Genomic DNA, 16,113 nt, shown 5'->3' with positions numbered 1-16,113 from the left:
GGCGCGGTCGGGCCTCCCGACCCCCGCCTTGCACACCCCCCGGCCGCCCTGCTATCGCGGAGGCGACCCCTTATCCTCGCGCGGACCTTCGCGCCGGCGCCCGCGACGGTCGGCCCGGCGCGCCGGCTTTGCGGGACCGCGCCGCTCGACCGAAGGAACTCCGATGGCCCGTGAATTCATCTACCACATGCGGGGTCTGACCAAGACCTACTCGGGCGGCAAGAAGGTGCTCGACAACGTGCACCTCTCCTTCTACCCGGACGCCAAGATCGGCGTGCTCGGCGTCAACGGCGCCGGCAAGTCGACCCTGCTGCGCATCATGGCCGGCATCGACAAGGATTTCACCGGCGACGGCTTCGTCGCGGAGGGCGCCCGGGTCGGCTACCTGCCCCAGGAGCCCCAGCTCGACACCAGCAAGACCGTGCGCGAGAACGTCATGGAGGGCGTGGCCGAGAGCCAGGCCATCCTCGACCGCTACAACGAACTCGCGATGAACTATTCCGAGGAGACGGCGGACGAGATGACCCGCCTGCAGGACGAGATCGAGGCCAAGGGCCTGTGGGATCTCGATTCCAAGGTCGACCAGGCCATGGACGCCCTGCGCTGCCCCGGCGACGAGGTCGCGGTCGCCACCCTCTCGGGCGGCGAGCGCCGCCGCGTCGCCCTCTGCCGGCTCCTGCTCTGGCAGCCCGAATTGCTGCTCCTCGACGAGCCGACCAACCACCTCGACGCCGAGACCGTGGCCTGGCTCGAAGGCCACCTGCGCACCTATCCGGGCGCGATCCTGATCGTCACCCACGACCGCTACTTCCTCGACAACGTCACGGGCTGGATCCTGGAGCTCGACCGCGGCCGCGGCATCCCCTACGAGGGCAATTACTCGTCCTGGCTCGTCCAGAAGCAGAAGCGCCTCGCCCAGGAGGGCCGCGAGGAGGAGGCGCGCCAGCGCACCCTCGAGCGCGAGCAGCAATGGGTCGCGGCCTCGCCGAAGGCCCGGCAGGCCAAGTCCAAGGCCCGCATCGCCCGCTACGAGGAGCTCGTGGCGAAGTCGCAGGAGAAGGGCCCCTCGACCGCCCAGATCGTCATCCCGATCGCCGAGCGCCTCGGCAACAACGTCATCGAGTTCGACGGGCTCGGCAAGGCCTTCGGCGACCGGCTGCTGATCGACGATCTCAGCTTCAAGCTGCCGCCGGGCGGCATCGTCGGCGTCATCGGGCCGAACGGGGCCGGCAAGACCACCCTGTTCCGCATGATCACCGGCCAGGAGACCCCCGACAAGGGCACCATCACGGTCGGCGAGAGCGTCAAGCTCGGCTACGTCGACCAGTCGCGCGACACCCTCAACCCCGACGCCACGGTCTGGCAGGAGATCTCGGGCGGGAACGACATCCTCTATCTCGGCAAGCGCGAGATCAACAGCCGGGCCTATTGCGGCGCCTTCAACTTCAAGGGCTCGGACCAGCAGAAGAAGGTCGGCGTCCTGTCGGGCGGCGAGCGCAACCGGGTCCACCTCGCCAAGATCCTGAAGAGCGGCGCGAACGTGCTGCTGCTCGACGAGCCGACCAACGACCTCGACGTCGACACCCTGCGGGCGCTGGAGGAGGCGCTGGAGGATTACGCCGGCTGCGCGGTCATCATCAGCCACGACCGCTGGTTCCTCGACCGCATCGCCACCCACATCCTCGCCTTCGAGGGCGACAGCCACGTCGAGTGGTTCGAGGGCAATTTCGCGGATTACGAGGAGGACAAGAAGCGCCGGCTCGGGGTCGATTCCACCATCCCGCACCGCATCAAGTACAAGAAGTTCACCCGCTGAGGCGGCGGGGAGCCGGCACCGGCTCCCCCCTCCGCCGCCGGGACCACGAGGAAGGGCCCCCCGCGGGCCCCTCGCCTCATCGCGTCGTCTGGTAGAGCGAGGCGCCGGCCGAGACCGGCGCGGTGACGGTGGAGAAGACGCTCAGCACCTTCTGCACCTCGGTGAAGGGCGCGTTCGAGACGTAGAGCATGTCGCGGTTGCGCATCCGGAAGGCCTGGGTGACGAACAGGCTGTTGGGATCGCGCATGTTGACCCGGTAGACCACCGGCACCTGCGGGCTGGCGAGGAGCGGGCTGCGCGGGCGCAGGCGGCGCACCACCGAGGCCGGCTCGAAGCGGAACACGAACACGCCCTGCGCGTCGGCCTGGAAGTCGCGCAGGCCCCCGGCCTTGGCGATGGCCTGGGCCAGGGTGATGCCCTCGGCCTGGAACGGGATCTCGTAGTTCACGCCCGTGGCCCCGGTGGCCAGGAAGGTCTGGGGGTCGCGCACGAGGGTGAGGGTGTCGCCCGGGCGCAGGTAGATGTTCTCGCGCGGGTTCGAGACCACCGCGGTCAGCGGCACGGTGGCGGTGGTCTGGCCCCGCGAGAGGCGCACGAAGGTCTCGCTCACCGCCGCGCGCACGCCGCCCGCCGAGGCGATCACGTCGAGGAGCCGGTCGCCCTTGGTCGAGAGGGGGATGCGGGCGCCCGCCGTGACCTCGCCGGTCACCGTCACCACGGTGCTGGCGGGCTGCGTCACCGTGACGATCACCTGCGGCTCGATCGCCTTGCCGGCGAGTTCCTGCTCGATCTGCCCCTGCACGTCCTGGACGCGCTTGCCCGCGACCTGGATCCGGCCCGCGTAGGGCACCGTGATGGTGCCGTCGCGGGTGACGACCTGCGGCGGGATGGTGGCGGATTTCGAGCCCGCCGAGAACCGGTCCGCCACCAGGGCGCCGGAGAACAGGCCGCCGGTGCTCGCCTCCCAGATCGTCACCGTGACGGCGTCGCCGATCCCGATCACCGGCTCGACCGAGGGGCGGCGGTCGCCGAACGAGGCGAGCAGGCTGTCGAGGGGCCGCCCGCGCAGGGCCTCCACCGTCGACGCGTCGACGTCGATGATCTCGTAGCGGGCGAACAGGCCCTGGTCGGTGGCGATGTCCGCGCCCTCGGCGACGGCGCTGCCGGTCGGTCCGGAGGCGGGCAGGAAGCTGCTGCAGCCGGAGACGGCGAGCGCGGCGCAGAGAGCGATCGGGAGGGGGCGCATCCGTTCGTGGCTCGTCCTTGTCCGCGTGAGCTTGGCTCCTACTCCAAGCGGCGGGGGCTGTCCGTGGCCGCCGTGTCACACTGGGTCGGGCAGGGGGGAGGCTCCCCGCACTCCCCGTATCGCACAGGGCCGCCCGCGTGCCGGAACACGATCTTGACGGCCCGCCGGGCCGCGCCGCCGGTTGGACCCGCCCGCCCGGAGGGGCTAAGACCCCGGCCTCGCGGCGCGGTCGAGGAGCGCATGCGGTCGAGGGGCGCATGACTGGAACGATCGGCTACACGCCGCCCGATTTCCCCCAGGGGCCGGGCGGCCCGGTGCGGCGGCGGCAGGTCTTCTACCTGCCGGGCTACGACCCGGAATCTCATAAGCGCTACCGGGCGCTCTTCGTGCGCGAACTCTCCCGCTACGGCCGGCGCTTCGACCTGCCGCGCCGCCGGGTCTCGCCGGCGCGCGCGAGCCCGGACGGGCTCGTCCAGGCCTGGACCGTCGAGGCCGGCCGGGCGACCTGGGAGACCCGCATCGACTACGAGGTGCTGCTCTGGGACGACCTCGTCCGGCAGGATTTCCGCCGGCCGCTGCCGCTCTCGATGCTGCTGCTCACCGTCGGCATCCTGCACGCCCTCGCGACCGGGAAGTTGTTCCGCCTCTACGCGCTGAACTGGAAATACGGGAACGTCATCCTGTACCCCTTCGTGATGACGGTGCTGCTCGTGGTCCTGGGCGTGTTCCTCGGGCTGGGGCTCGGGGCGGGGCTGGAGCGCGGCGGGACGGGGCTGCCGGCCCTGGCGAGCGTCGGGTTCGGGCTCCTCGGCGGGGTGGGGGCGGTGATCCTGGCGACGCCTCTCCTCGACCGGATCTTCCTGCGCCAGCTCATCAACGACTGGGTCTTCAACTGGCAGCACAGCAACGGCTGGCGGCCCGACTACGAGGCGCGGCTGTCCGCCCTCGCCGACCACGTGGCGGCGCGGATCGCCGAGACGCCGGCCGACGAGGTCATGCTGGTCGGGCATTCCTCGGGCGCGCTGACCGCGGTCGAACTCGCCGCGCGGCTGCTGGCGCGGACGGGCCGGCGGGACCTCTCCCTCGTCACCCTGGGGGCGGGGCTGCCGCTGGTGGCGGTCAACCCGCGGGCGCGCCGGGTGCGGGCCGAGATCGCCGCGCTCGTCGAGAGCGAGCGGGTGGTCTGGGCGGATTTCCAGGCGCCGCAGGACTGGATGAACTTTCCGGGCTTCAATCCCGGCCGCGACCTCGCCCTGCCGCCGCGGCGGCGCACCGCGAACCCGGCGATCCGCTCGGCGCGGTTCAAGGACATCCTCAGCCCCGAGGTCTACGCCAAGATCAGCGCGCGGCCGTTCCGGATGCACTTCCAGTACCTGATGTCGAACGACCTGCCGGGGGAGTACGACTTCTTCGCCCTCGTGCTCGGGCCGCAGCGCCTGCGCGAGCGGGTGCTGGCGCCCGAGATCGTGCCGGCCCGCGCCGAGATCCCCGCCGAGCCGGATTCGGCCCATCGGGAGATCTGAGATGGCGATCCGCCTCGTGGTGTCGGACGTGGACGGCACGCTGGTCGCCCCCGACAAGCGCCTGACGCCGGCCGCGGTGGCGGCGGTGGCGGCGCTGCGGGAACGGGGCATCGCCTTCACGGTGGCGTCGAGCCGCCCGCCGGTGGGGCTGCGGCCGCTCGCGGCGGCCCTCGGCCTCACCCTGCCGATGGGCGCCTTCAACGGCGCGACCGTGCTGGCGCCGGATTTCTCGGTCCTGTCGGAGGCGTTCGTGCCGGAGGCGGCGGCGCGGGCGGCCGCCTCCCGCTTCGCGGCCGCCCGCATCGACCTCTGGGTGTTCGCGGAGGGCGCGTGGCTGCTGCGCGACCCGCGCGCGCCCTACACGGACCTGGAGCGGCGCACCCTCGCGGCGCAGCCGCGGGTGGTGCCGGACCTCGCGCCCTTCCTGGCGCGGGCCGCCAAGCTCGTCGGGGTGAGCCGGGACGCGGCGGCGCTCGCCTCCTGCGAGGCGGCGCTCGCGGCGGAACTCGGCGGGTCGGCCTCGGTGCACCGCTCGCAGGCCTACTACCTCGACGTGACGCCCCCCGGCGCCGACAAGGGCCGCTTCGTGGCGCGGATCCGGGAGGAACTGGGGCTCGCGCGCGAGGAGGTGGCGACCCTCGGCGACATGGCGAACGACGTGGCGATGTTCGCGCAGAGCGGCCTGCCGATCGCCATGGGGAACGCCGCCGAGGCCGTGAAGCGGGCGGCGCGGGAGGTCACGGCGGGCAACGACGCGGACGGGTTCGCGCGGGCGATCGCGCGGTTCGTGCTGCGTTCCCCCGCCTCGGGGGCGTGACGCCGGGGCCGGCGGCCGGTCCGCCGGCCGCGATCGCGGCTACCCCCTCAGCGCCGCGTCGACCTCCTGCCCGCGCCCCAATTCCCGCATCAGCCCGTCGAGATGCGGACGCACCTTGAGCTGCAGGGCGTGGAGCCGGCGCACCGCCTCCGAGAGCCGGCCGCGGCGGCCGAGGGCCTCGTCCGCGAAGGCGATCATGCGGGCGTTGGGCCACGCCTTCTCGCGCAACTCGTGCACGCGGGCCACCACCGCCGCCTCGTCGAGGTCCGGATGGGCCTGGGCCAGCAGCATCGTCATCGCGGCGGTCGAGCGCGAGATGCCGGCGTGGCAGTGGATCAGCAGGTGCCGGTCGCGCGGGCGCTCCCCGGCGAGGTCCTGCCCGAAGGCCAGGATCGCCGCCACGTGGTCGGGCTCCGGCAGCACCTGCCCTCGCGTCGGCGCGATGATGTCGTGGAAGCGCAGGGTGGTGCGGTGATGCGCGTCGTAGGTCCCGAACGCGTCCGGCTCCGGCCAGCCCGGATCCAGGATCGAGAGCACGTGCGTCACGCCCCGGGTCGCGTGGTGCCCCAGCTCTTCCAGGCCGCAGACGGTGTGGAGGGAGATCGGTTCGGGTGTCACGCCATCCCGCTAGCACAGGCGCGGGCCCGGTTCGAGCGCGTTCTTCCGCGTCCCCGGTGCGCCAGGCGGGGAACCGGGCTAAGCATCGGGCGCGCGAACGGCCGCCGCGACCGCGGCGACGCCGGCGCGGCGCGGACGATGCGCCCCGCGCCTCGGGACCGCAGCGGCGCTGGGGCGTTAGGGAGGCGGTGTGACACGGGCCGGGGAGTGGGCATGAAGCGTCGCGATCTGCTGACGGGGGGAGTCGGGCTCGCGGGGGCCGGATTCGCGGCGCCGGCCCTGGCGCAGGGGGCGCCCGACCTGCGCTGGCGCCTGCACTCGGCCTTCCCGCGCAGCCTCGATGCGCTCTACGGCGCCGCCGAACTCTTCGCCCGCGTCGTCGGCGAGGCCACGGACGGCCGCTTCCAGATCGAGGTCGCCCCCGCCCCCGGCGGCGAGGCCGGGCTCCTCGACGCGGTGGGGGCCGGCACGGTCGAGATGGGCTACGCGGCGGCCTCGTCCGATCCGGGCCGCGACCCCGTCTTCGCCCTCGCCACCGCGATGCCCTTCGGGCTCAACGCCCGCCAGCAGAGCGCCTGGATGCTCCAGGGCGGCGCCCTCGACCTGTTCAACGAGATCTTCGCCCGCCACAAGCTCTACGCCCTGCCGGGCGGCAATACCGGCGCCCAGATGGGCGGCTGGTTCCGCAAGGAGATCAAGAGCACCGCCGACCTGCAGGGGCTGCGCTTGCGCATCGGCGGGCTCGGCGCCCAGGTGCTGGCCAAGCTCGGCGTCGTGCCCCAGAGCCTGCCCGGTCCGGAGATCCTCGGCGCCCTCGAATCCAAGGCGATCGACGCCGCCGAGTGGATCGGCCCCTACGACGACGAGAAGCTCGGCCTCAACAAGGTGGCGCCCTTCTACTACTACCCGGGCTTCTGGGAGGGCGGGGCGATGCTGCACTTCTGGTTCGGTGCCCAGAAATGGAGCGAACTGCCCAAATCCTACAAGGCCATTGCCCAGATGGCGGCCGCCCAGGCCCATGCCGACCTGCAGGCGAAGTACGATGCCCGCAACATGGCGTCCCTGCGCCAGCTCCTGCGCGCCGGCACCCAGGTCAAGCCCTTCCCGCAGGACCTGATGGAGGCCGCGTTCAAGGCCGCCAACGAGATCTACGCCGACCTGTCGGCCAAGAACCCCGACTTCAAGCGGCTCTACGACTCGCTCAGGAGCTTCCGCAACGACGCCTATCTGTGGTTCCAGGTGGCCGAGTACACCTACGACAACTTCATGATCCGGGCGCGGGTGCGGGGCTGAGGGCTACTCGGCCGGCTCCTCGACCGGGCGCCCCGCCTTCTCGTCGCGGGTGAGGGCCTTCACCAAGCTCGGCACCGCCTGGAGGGCGCCGTCGAGGGTCTCGTCGGCGACGAACAGGCTCTTGATCTCCGGGCTGGTGATGCAGACGAGCCCGCTGCCGCTCTGCTCGATCCGAAGGGTGAAGTGCTGCATCTCGCCTCCGTCCGTGTCCGGCGCCGGCGATGCATGCGGCGGGCCAGGGCAGGGCGGCAACGCGGCCGCGCCCCGGCGGGTCGCACGGCGCAGAAAAAAGGCCGCACACGAGGTGCGGCCCAAGTCTAGGGAGGAAACGCCCAAGGAGGGCAGCGGGACCGCGACGCCATCGCGATCCCGCACTGCAACAAGATAGGATGCGCCGCCGCGAAGGCAAGCCGGCATTATTGGCAACGTTGCCGATTTTTGTCGCAGGGGCGGGCACTGGCCCGAACGGGCCGGCCGCTCCAGGTTGGCGCCGGGAATCGGGGAGGGGACGACATGGCGGGCGAGGGGCCGATCGAGGCGGCGCGGATCCGCGCGCTCAACCAGGCGCCGCCGCGGCAGGGGCGCTACGTGCTCTACCTGATGCAGCAGGCGATGCGCAGCCGCGACAACCCGGCCCTCGAACACGCGATCGACGAGGCGAACCGCCTCGGCCTGCCCGTGGTGGTGGGGTTCGGCCTCCTCGACGGCGGCCGGACCTTCCCGGAGGCGAATGCCCGCCACTACGCCTTCCTGCTGCAGGGGCTCGCCGCCGCCAGGGCCGGGCTGGAGCGGCGCGGCATCGCCTTCGTGCTGCGCCGCTCCACCCCGGCGGCGGCGGCCCTGGCGCTGGGCGCCGAGGCGGCCCTGGCGGTGCTCGACCGCGGCTACCTCACGGTGCAGAGGGCGTGGAGCGCCGAGATCGCCCGGGGCCTCGCCTGCCCGGTGGTGCAGGTCGAGGGCGACGTGGTGGTCCCGGTCGAGACCGCCTCGGACAAGCACGAATTCGCCGCCCGCACCCTGCGCCCGAAGCTGCAGCGGCTCTGGGACTCCTACCTCGCGCCCCTGCGCGCCCGCAGGGTGGCGCACGCGGCGGACGGGCTCGCCCTGGCGAGCGACCTCGACGTCTCGGACCCGGAGGCGGCGCTCGCCGCCCTGACCCTCGACCGCGCCGTGCGCCCGGTGCGGCGCTTCCGCGGCGGGGAGGACGAGGCGATGGCCCGGCTCGACGCCTACCTCGCCGGGCCCTTCGCGCAGTACGGCACGGTCCGCAACCGGCCCGAGGCGGGGGCGGCCTCGCACATGAGCCCCTACCTGCATTTCGGCCAGATCTCGCCGGTGGCGATCGCCCTGAAGGTGCGGGCGGCCGCGGCCGGCGGCCCGGAGGACAAGGCCTCCTACCTGGAGGAACTGATCGTCCGGCGCGAACTGGCGATGAACCACGTCCACTACCAGCCGGGCTACGACCGCTACGAGTCGGCCGTGCCGGACTGGGCGCGCAGGGCCCTGGCCGAGCACGCGGGCGACCGCCGCGACCCGCTCTACGACGAGGCCGCGCTGGAGGAGGGCCGCACCCACGACCGCCACTGGAACGCGGCGATGCGGGAGATGCGCGAGACCGGCTACATGCACAACCACCTGCGCATGTACTGGGGCAAGAAGATCCTCGAATGGTCCCCCTCGCCCGAGGAGGGGTTCCGGCGCACCCTGCGGCTCAACAACCGCTACTTCCTGGACGGGCGCGACCCGAATTCCTTCACCAACGTGGCCTGGATCTACGGCCTGCACGACCCGCCCTGGGGCCGGCGCCCGATCTTCGGCACCGTGCGCTATCTCGGCCCCAACACGCTGAGGAAGTTCGACGCCGCGGGCTACCTTCGCAGCGTCGAGGCGCTCTGCGCCGCGGAGGCGTGATCCGACATCCGGTTGATGGCTTCGCCATGCGGATGTCGGCGTCGCTCACGCGCCGCGCGGGCTTTTGGCATACGCCATCCGGTTGATGGCTTCGCCATCTCCGATTTCGGCCATGCGGATGGCGGCTTCGCTCAAGCGCCGCGCGGGCTCGTCAGACGCTGTCCGGAATTGATCGTCCGGACAGCGGATGACCGGTCCGCCTCAGGGCGCGACGGTGCTCTCCCCGGCGGCGCGGCGGCGGCGCGGGGCGGCCTTCACGGCGGACGCGGCCTTGCTCGGCGCCTTGCCGGGCACCTTGGGGGCCGCCTTGGCCCGCGGCGTGCGGGCCGGCGCCGCCGGGGCCGCCTCGCGCAGCTCCCGCTCGGCGAGGTCCCAGTAATACGCGTCGCGGCCCATCGCGCGGCCGTCGCGCTCCCACAGCGCGTAGGCCCGCTCGCGGATCCTGTTTTCGACGTGATCCATGCTCAACTCCAGGATTGATCTGGTTCGACGATGGGTGGGGGTGGTTAACAAAAGCTTAAGCGGGTCGTCGCGACCGAAAACCGGGGGTCTTGCCGAGGAGACATGGCTGCCGAGGGCTCCAGGCGGGCGGAGATGCTTCGAGTCCGCGGTTCCGGCCGCTGCCGTCCCGGGATCGGCGGACCGGGAGCCGCGCCGTGCCGCCGGATCGCCTGGCGCCGCCCGTCAACCGCTTCGCGGCGCCCGGCCCTTGCGGCGGCGGGTCCGGCCGGTCTTGATGCGGGCATGTCCGACCTCTTCGCCGCCGCCGGGCTCGCCGCCGGCGCCCCCCGGCCGCTCGCCGACCGCCTGCGCCCCACCAGCCTCGCCGAGGTGGTGGGCCAGGAGCACCTGACCGGGGAGGGCGGCGCGCTCACCCGCCTCCTGCGCGGCGGGAGCCTCGGCTCGCTGATCCTGTGGGGACCGCCCGGCACCGGCAAGACCACGGTGGCGCGGCTCCTCGCCCGCGAGACGGCGCTGCATTTCGAGCAGATCTCGGCGATCTTCTCGGGCGTCGCCGAGCTGCGCAAGGTGTTCGAGGCGGCGCGCGCCCGGCGGGCGGCCGGGCAGGGCACGCTGCTCTTCGTCGACGAGATCCACCGCTTCAACCGCGCCCAGCTCGACGCCTTCCTGCCGGTGACCGAGGACGGGACCGTGACGCTCGTCGGCGCCACGACGGAGAACCCCTCCTTCGAACTCAACGCCGCGCTCCTGTCGCGGGCCCGGGTTCTGGTCTTCCGCGCCCTCGACGAGGCGGCGATCGGCAAGCTGCTCGACCGGGCCGAGGCGGCGGAGGGCCGGCCGCTGCCCCTCGATCCCGAGGCCCGCGCGGTGCTGCTGCGGATGGCGGACGGCGACGGGCGCGCGGCGCTGACCCTCGCCGAGGAGATCTGGCGTTCGACGGCCGGCGACGAGGTGCTCACCCCCGAGGCGCTGCAGGCGCTGATCCAGCGCCGTGCCCCCGTCTACGACAAGGCCCAGGAGGGGCACTACAACCTGATCAGCGCCCTGCACAAGACGATCCGCGGCTCGGACCCGGACGCGGCGCTCTACTATCTCTGCCGCATGCTCGACGCGGGCGAGGACCGCCTGTTCATCGCCCGCCGCCTGGTGCGCGCGGCGGTGGAGGATGTGGGCCTCGCCGACCCGCAGGCGCTCGCGGTGGCGAACGCCGCCAAGGAGGCCTTCGATTTTCTGGGCTCGCCCGAGGGGGAACTGGCCCTCGCCCAGGCGACCGTCTACCTCGCCACCGCGCCGAAATCGAACGCGGTCTACACCGCCTACAAGGCCGCCACGCGGGTGGCCAAGGAGCACGGCTCCCTGCCGCCGCCGCGCACCATCCTCAACGCCCCCACCAAGCTGATGCGCCGGCTCGGCTACGGCGAGGGCTACCGCTACGACCACGACGAGCCCGACGCCTTCTCGGGGCAGGATTACTGGCCCGAGCGCCTCGGCCGCCAGCACTTCTACGCCCCGACCGAGCGCGGCTTCGAGCGGCGCATCGCCGAGCGGCTGCAATGGTGGGAGGCGGAGCGCGGTCGGCGGAAACAGGGCGAGTAGCGCCGCTCTGTGAAGGTTTCGTGAACCATCCTCGCCTACCAAGTTGACGGGCACCCTCCCTAACGTCAGATTGGGGCGGACGATGATCAGAACCAGACAACAGACGGCCGGCGGCGCCGTTCGGGAGACCGCCCCCACATGAGCGCTCGCGTTCTCTCGATCGCCAATTGCAAGGGCGGGACCGGGAAGTCGACCGTTGCGGTGAATCTCGCGGCGGATCTCGCGGCCGAGGGGTTCCGCGTGCTGGTGATCGACCTCGATCCTCAGGGACATGCCGGGTTCGGCTTCGGGCTCGCGGCCCGGCTCGGCCGCGGGAACAGCCACGCGCCGCTCCTCGGCCGGCGGGTGGACCTCCGGGAGGCGGTCCTGCGCAGCGAGGAGGACGAGGTCGACCTCCTGCCGGCCGACCGCGGCTTCGACGGGCAGATCACCGCCCAGGGCATCCGCTGCCTGGACGACGCCCTGTGGCCGCTGCGGGCCGATTACGACCTCATGCTGATCGACGTGCCGCCCGCCGCCGCGGCGCTCACCGTCTGCGCCCTGATGGCGAGCGACGGCGTCGTCATCCCCACCACCCTCGATCCCCTCGGCCTGGAGGGCGTCCGGCAATTCGCCCGCTCCTATCACCGGATGATGCTGCAATTCGGCGCCGCGGAACTCGGCTTCGCCATCGCGCCGATGCGCATCGACCTGCGCTCCAACGTCGAGAAGGAGGTGCTGGGCCGGCTGCGCACGGATTTCGGCCCCGGCCAGATGATCCGCGGGGTGCGGGTGGACGTGGCGGTGAGCGAGGCCTTCGCCCGCCGCCGGCCCCTGCGGCGCCACCGCGACCGCGCCCGGGCGGTGGACGATTTCCGCGGCCTCGCCGCCGACGTGGTGCGCCGCTTCGGGGTCGAGGCGCGGCCGCCGATGCCCGTCTATCCGCCCCGGCTCGAAGGGTTTGTGCGCACGCCCTGCGCCTGATCCGGGATCGGCTTGATCGAAGCGGGTCCCGGATCACCAGCCTGCGCGGCGCCTGTGCGCGGCGCCTGAGCGAAGCCGCCATCCGCATGGCCGAAATCGGAGATGGCGAAGCCATCAACCGGATGGCGGATGAGAGGCCGGGTTTGCCGGGGCCCGGACCGGGTGCTAGGAGCCCCGCATGACCGGAAAACCCCCTTCCCGCGGCGGACGCGCGCGCGCCGATGCCGGGCGCCCGAAGCCCGGGCGCCCGCCCGCGCGGGCGCGCACCGGGCCGCGCAACACCGCCCGCGACGCCGCCGAACGCGCCGCCGGCGGCCGAGACCTCGGCGATGCCGCCCCCTGGGACCAGGGCGAGGCGATCCCGGCGGCCAAGTCTCCGGCGGCCAAGTCTCCGGCGGCCAAGTCTCCGGCGGCCAAGTCTCCGGCGGCCAAGACTTCGGCGGCCAAGACTTCGGCGGCCAAGACTTCGGCGACCAAGCCCCCGCGCCCGCCCCGGGCTCCCCGCGCGGCCGCGCCGCCGGCCCGGCCGCCGCGGGCCGCCGCCCCCGCCCCGACCCGCCGGGAGACCCGCGAGGCGACCGCCGCCGCCCTCGCCACCGGCGTGCAGACCCTGGAGGTGACACCCGACGAGGCCGGGATGCGCATCGACCGCTTCCTGTCGGTGCGCTTCCCGCAGCTGCCCTTCACCCGCATCCAGAGCCTCGTGCGCAAGGGCGAATTGCGGGTCAACGGCAAGCGCGCGAAGGCCGCCGACCGGGTCGAGCCGGGGGCGAGCGTGCGGGTGCCGCCGCTCAAGCTCGACGCGGCCAAGCCCGGCCCGAGCCCGGCCCGGGCCGAGAGCGACCTCGCCTATCTGCGCTCCCTGGTGCTCTACGAGGACCAGGACATGATGGTGCTCAACAAGCCCTACGGCCTCGCGGTGCAGGGCGGCTCGGGCACCAAGCGCCACGTGGACGGCTTGCTGGAGGCCCTGCGCGCGCCGGACGGGCAGAAGCCGCGCCTCGTCCACCGCCTCGACAAGGACACGGCCGGCTGCCTCGTCATCGCCAAGACCCGGCTCGCCGCCGCGACGCTCGCCAAAACCTTCCGGTCGCGTGCGGCGCGCAAGATCTACTGGGCGCTCGCCGCGGGCGTGCCGAAGGTCCGCCAGGGCCGCGTCTCGACCTACCTCGCCAAGGAGGAGGTCGGCGAGGCCGATGCGCGCATGCGCGTCGCCCAGCACGGGGACGAGGGGGCGAGCCACGCGCTGACCTATTACGCGGTGGTCGACCAGGCCGGGCAGAAGCTCTCCTGGCTGTCGCTGAAGCCGGTGACCGGGCGCACCCACCAGCTGCGGGCCCACGCCGCCCATATCGGCCACCCGCTGGTCGGCGACCCGAAATACTTCGACATCGAGAATTGGGAATTGCCCGGGGGCCTGCAGAACCGCCTGCACCTGCTGGCGCGCCGCATCGTCATCCCGCATCCCCGCACCAACAAGCCGGTCGACGTCACCGCGCCGCTGCCGCCGCACATGGCCCAGAGCTGGAACCTGCTCGGCTTCGACGCGGGCCGCTACGACCCGATCGTGGAGGCGCCCGAGGGCTGATCGGCCCCGGGCGCGGCCCGGCTGCCGCCCGATCGGACGGGCCGTCGGACGGGCCGTCGGACGGGTCTTGGCAGGACCGCCCGGCGCCTTATTCTTGCCGCTGGCGCCGTCGGGCGGCCAGATCTTCCCCCCTCGCGAGAGAGCCCGACGCCCATGCGACCTCGCCCGATGAGACCTGCCCCGATGAGACCTGCCGCGCTCGGCCTTCTCGGCCTCCTCGCCGCAGCCGCGCTGGCACCGGCTGTCTCCCGGGCGCAGCAGCCGCCGGCCCCGGCGGCCCGGCCCGAGACCACGCAGGCGACCAGCCCGCAGACGGCCCCGCCCCAGCCCGGGCCGCCGCAGGCGGCCCCACCCCATCCCCTGCCGCCGCAGACGGCCCCACCCCATCCCCTGCCGCCGCAGGCGGCCCCACCCCAGTCCCTGCCGCAGCAGGCGGCCCCCCCCCAGTCCCCGCCGCCGCAGGCGGCCCCACCCCATCCTCTGCCGCCGCAGGCGGCCCCGGGTGCCCCGGCGCAGGCGGGCGCGCGGGCGGAGGGGGGGCGGCCCGCCGCGGGCCAGCGCCTCAAGCGGCGGATCTCCTACGCGGCCTGCAATCGGGCCGCGCTGCGGCGCAACCTGCGGGGTGGGGCACGCCGCCGCTTCCTGATCCGCTGCCGCCTGGGTTATGAGCGGATCCAGCCGGGCACGCCGCCCCGCGGCGCGGAGGGGCGCCCGCGGTCCTGACGGCGGCGGCGGAACGGACGGCGGCTGCGCGTGATCCTCATCGTCTTCGACGTCGACGGCACCCTCGTCGACAGCCAGCACCTGATCGTGGCGGCGCAGGAGGCGGCCTTCGCGGCGGTCGGGCTGCCGGCGCCGAGCCGCGCGCGGGCGCTCTCGGTGGTCGGGCTCTCGCTGCCCCAGGCCTTCACGGCCCTGGTCGGGGCGGACGGGCCCGTGACGGCGCTCGCCGCCCATTACAAGGAGGCCTTCCACCGGCTTCGCGCCGAGGCTGCCCTGCGCGAGCCGCTCTTCCCGGGGGCGGCGGAGCTGCTGGCCCGGCTCCACCGGCAGCCCGAGGTGCAGCTCGGCATCGCCACCGGCAAGTCCCGCCGCGGCGTCGACCACCTGATCCGGGCCTATGGCTGGGAGGGCTGGTTCGCGACCGTGCAGACCGCCGACGACGCGCCCTCGAAGCCCCACCCGGCGATGCTGGAACAGGCGATGGGCGAGGTGGGCCTCTCCGCCGCCGACACGCTGATGATCGGCGACACGACCTACGACATGCTGATGGCCCGCGGCGCCAAGGTGGTCCCGATCGGCGTCGCCTGGGGCTACCACACCCCGGAGGCCCTCACCGCCGCCGGCGCCCAGGAGGTGGTGACCTCCTACGCGGAGCTCGGCACGGTGCTGGAGGGGCGAGCGGGGGTGTAGCGGAACCCGGAGCCTCGCATTCCGGCCCGCTCCCGCCTATCTCGATCCGATGAGCGACGACACCCTCCGCGACTGGCTGGGCCAGCCCGAGCCGAATCCCGATCCCCTCCGCGCCGCCCGGACGGCGAGCAGGCCCGCCCTGCCCAAGCGCTTCTACGCCGAGGCCGGGACCGCCGAGGCCGAGGACGGGCACCGGCTCGTCCTCGACGGGCGCCCGGCCCGCACCCCCGGCCGGCGCGTCGTCGCGGTGCCGCAGCCGGCCGTGGCCCGGGCGCTGGCCGAGGAATGGGGGGCGCAGGCGGAGGTGATCGACCCGGCCCGCATGCCGCTCACCCGCCTCGTCAACACGGCCCTCGACGGCGTCGCCGAGCGGCGCGAGGCGGTGGTGCAGGACATCGCGGCCTATGCGGGCTCCGACCTCCTCGCCTATCGGGCGGGCGACCCGGCGCGGCTGGTGGCGAGCCAGGCGGCGGCCTGGGATCCGGTGCTCGACTGGGCGCGCGACGAACTCGGCGCGCTCATCGTGCTGAGCGAGGGCGTGATGCACGTGGCCCAGCCGGCCGGCTCGCTAGAGGCGGTGCGCCGGGCGGTCGAGGCGGTCGAGAGCCCGCTCGCGCTCACCGGGCTGCACGTCATGACGACGCTCACCGGCTCGGTCCTGCTCGCCCTCGCGGTGCTGCGCGGACGCCTGACGGCCGAGGAGGCCTGGGAGGCGGCGCATGTCGACGAGACCTTCCAGGCGAGCGTCTGGGGACGCGACGAGGAGGCCGAGGCGCGCCGGGCGCTGCGCAAGCAGGATTTCCTGACCGCCGCGCGGCTCGTCGCCCTGACGGCGTGAGGGCGCCGCCCGGGGCGCCCCCGTCCCGT

15 protein-coding genes are annotated in these 16,113 nt (G+C 73.5%); 11 read left to right on the top strand and 4 right to left on the bottom strand.

Translation table 11 applies throughout. From position 1 onward, the window contains the following. The first annotated feature begins 163 nt into the window (after window positions 1-163). Window positions 164-1,816, top strand: coding sequence for an energy-dependent translational throttle protein EttA (gene ettA / locus MET2598_RS0130570; RefSeq protein ID WP_012335998.1), 1,653 nt, complete (start codon window positions 164-166; stop codon window positions 1,814-1,816). 76 nt (window positions 1,817-1,892) lie between these two features. On the opposite strand, the gene MET2598_RS0130565 is transcribed toward ettA, so the two are convergent. Then, the gene (locus MET2598_RS0130565) at window positions 1,893-3,062 is read right to left on the bottom strand and encodes a polysaccharide biosynthesis/export family protein (protein ID WP_012335999.1); all 1,170 of its coding nucleotides are present in this window, start codon (window positions 3,060-3,062) and stop codon (window positions 1,893-1,895) included. Window positions 3,063-3,319: 257 nt separating this feature from the next. On the opposite strand from MET2598_RS0130565, the gene MET2598_RS0130560 reads away from it, so the two are divergent. Then, window positions 3,320-4,585, top strand: a complete 1,266-nt coding sequence (locus tag MET2598_RS0130560; RefSeq protein ID WP_012336000.1) for an alpha/beta hydrolase — start codon at window positions 3,320-3,322, stop codon at window positions 4,583-4,585. Between the two features lies 1 nt (window position 4,586). Beyond that, window positions 4,587-5,402, top strand: a complete 816-nt coding sequence (locus MET2598_RS0130555) for a Cof-type HAD-IIB family hydrolase (RefSeq protein WP_018263447.1) — start codon at window positions 4,587-4,589, stop codon at window positions 5,400-5,402. Between the two features lie 39 nt (window positions 5,403-5,441). On the opposite strand, the gene MET2598_RS0130550 is transcribed toward MET2598_RS0130555, so the two are convergent. Continuing rightward, the gene (locus MET2598_RS0130550) at window positions 5,442-6,020 is read right to left on the bottom strand and encodes a tyrosine phosphatase family protein (RefSeq protein WP_012336002.1); all 579 of its coding nucleotides are present in this window, start codon (window positions 6,018-6,020) and stop codon (window positions 5,442-5,444) included. A gap of 213 nt (window positions 6,021-6,233) precedes the next feature. On the opposite strand from MET2598_RS0130550, the gene MET2598_RS0130545 reads away from it, so the two are divergent. Next, on the top strand, window positions 6,234-7,313 hold the full coding sequence (locus MET2598_RS0130545) for a TRAP transporter substrate-binding protein (RefSeq protein WP_012336003.1): 1,080 nt from the start codon (window positions 6,234-6,236) through the stop codon (window positions 7,311-7,313). Between the two features lie 3 nt (window positions 7,314-7,316). Here MET2598_RS0130545 and MET2598_RS0130540 read toward each other — a convergent pair whose 3' ends face one another. Further along, window positions 7,317-7,505: a hypothetical protein gene (locus MET2598_RS0130540; protein WP_012336004.1), complete on the bottom strand. Its 189-nt coding sequence runs from the start codon at window positions 7,503-7,505 to the stop codon at window positions 7,317-7,319. 321 nt (window positions 7,506-7,826) lie between these two features. Between MET2598_RS0130540 and MET2598_RS0130535 the strand changes: the two genes are divergently transcribed. Next, entirely contained in the window at window positions 7,827-9,224 is a 1,398-nt protein-coding gene (locus MET2598_RS0130535) for a deoxyribodipyrimidine photo-lyase (protein ID WP_018263446.1), read from the top strand. Between the two features lie 201 nt (window positions 9,225-9,425). On the opposite strand, the gene MET2598_RS0130530 is transcribed toward MET2598_RS0130535, so the two are convergent. Further along, a complete protein-coding gene (locus MET2598_RS0130530) occupies window positions 9,426-9,686 on the bottom strand; it encodes a DUF2934 domain-containing protein (protein WP_012336006.1) in 261 nt (86 codons plus the stop codon). 282 nt (window positions 9,687-9,968) lie between these two features. Here MET2598_RS0130530 and MET2598_RS0130525 point away from each other — a divergent pair, with 282 nt between their 5' ends. From MET2598_RS0130525 to MET2598_RS0130500, 6 genes are all read left to right on the top strand, one after another. Then, the gene (locus MET2598_RS0130525; protein ID WP_012336007.1) at window positions 9,969-11,282 is read left to right on the top strand and encodes a replication-associated recombination protein A; all 1,314 of its coding nucleotides are present in this window, start codon (window positions 9,969-9,971) and stop codon (window positions 11,280-11,282) included. Window positions 11,283-11,420: 138 nt separating this feature from the next. Then, the gene (locus tag MET2598_RS0130520) at window positions 11,421-12,245 is read left to right on the top strand and encodes a ParA family protein (protein WP_018263445.1); all 825 of its coding nucleotides are present in this window, start codon (window positions 11,421-11,423) and stop codon (window positions 12,243-12,245) included. 178 nt (window positions 12,246-12,423) lie between these two features. Further along, window positions 12,424-13,833 (top strand): RluA family pseudouridine synthase, encoded by a 1,410-nt coding sequence (locus MET2598_RS0130515; RefSeq protein ID WP_018263444.1) that lies wholly within the window; start codon window positions 12,424-12,426, stop codon window positions 13,831-13,833. A 183-nt stretch (window positions 13,834-14,016) separates the two neighbouring features. Beyond that, entirely contained in the window at window positions 14,017-14,556 is a 540-nt protein-coding gene (locus tag MET2598_RS42420; RefSeq protein ID WP_051086546.1) for a hypothetical protein, read from the top strand. A gap of 30 nt (window positions 14,557-14,586) precedes the next feature. Beyond that, window positions 14,587-15,246, top strand: coding sequence for an HAD-IA family hydrolase (locus tag MET2598_RS0130505; protein ID WP_012336011.1), 660 nt, complete (start codon window positions 14,587-14,589; stop codon window positions 15,244-15,246). Between the two features lie 49 nt (window positions 15,247-15,295). Then, window positions 15,296-16,084 carry an ATP12 family chaperone protein gene (locus MET2598_RS0130500; protein ID WP_012336012.1) on the top strand — a complete coding sequence of 263 codons (789 nt, stop codon included), beginning with the start codon at window positions 15,296-15,298 and terminating at the stop codon, window positions 16,082-16,084. Window positions 16,085-16,113 lie beyond the last annotated feature (29 nt).

Source organism: Methylobacterium sp. WSM2598, assembly GCF_000379105.1.
Classification (GTDB): Bacteria; Pseudomonadota; Alphaproteobacteria; order Rhizobiales; family Beijerinckiaceae; genus Methylobacterium.
This window is presented reverse-complemented; position numbering and strand designations above follow the sequence as displayed.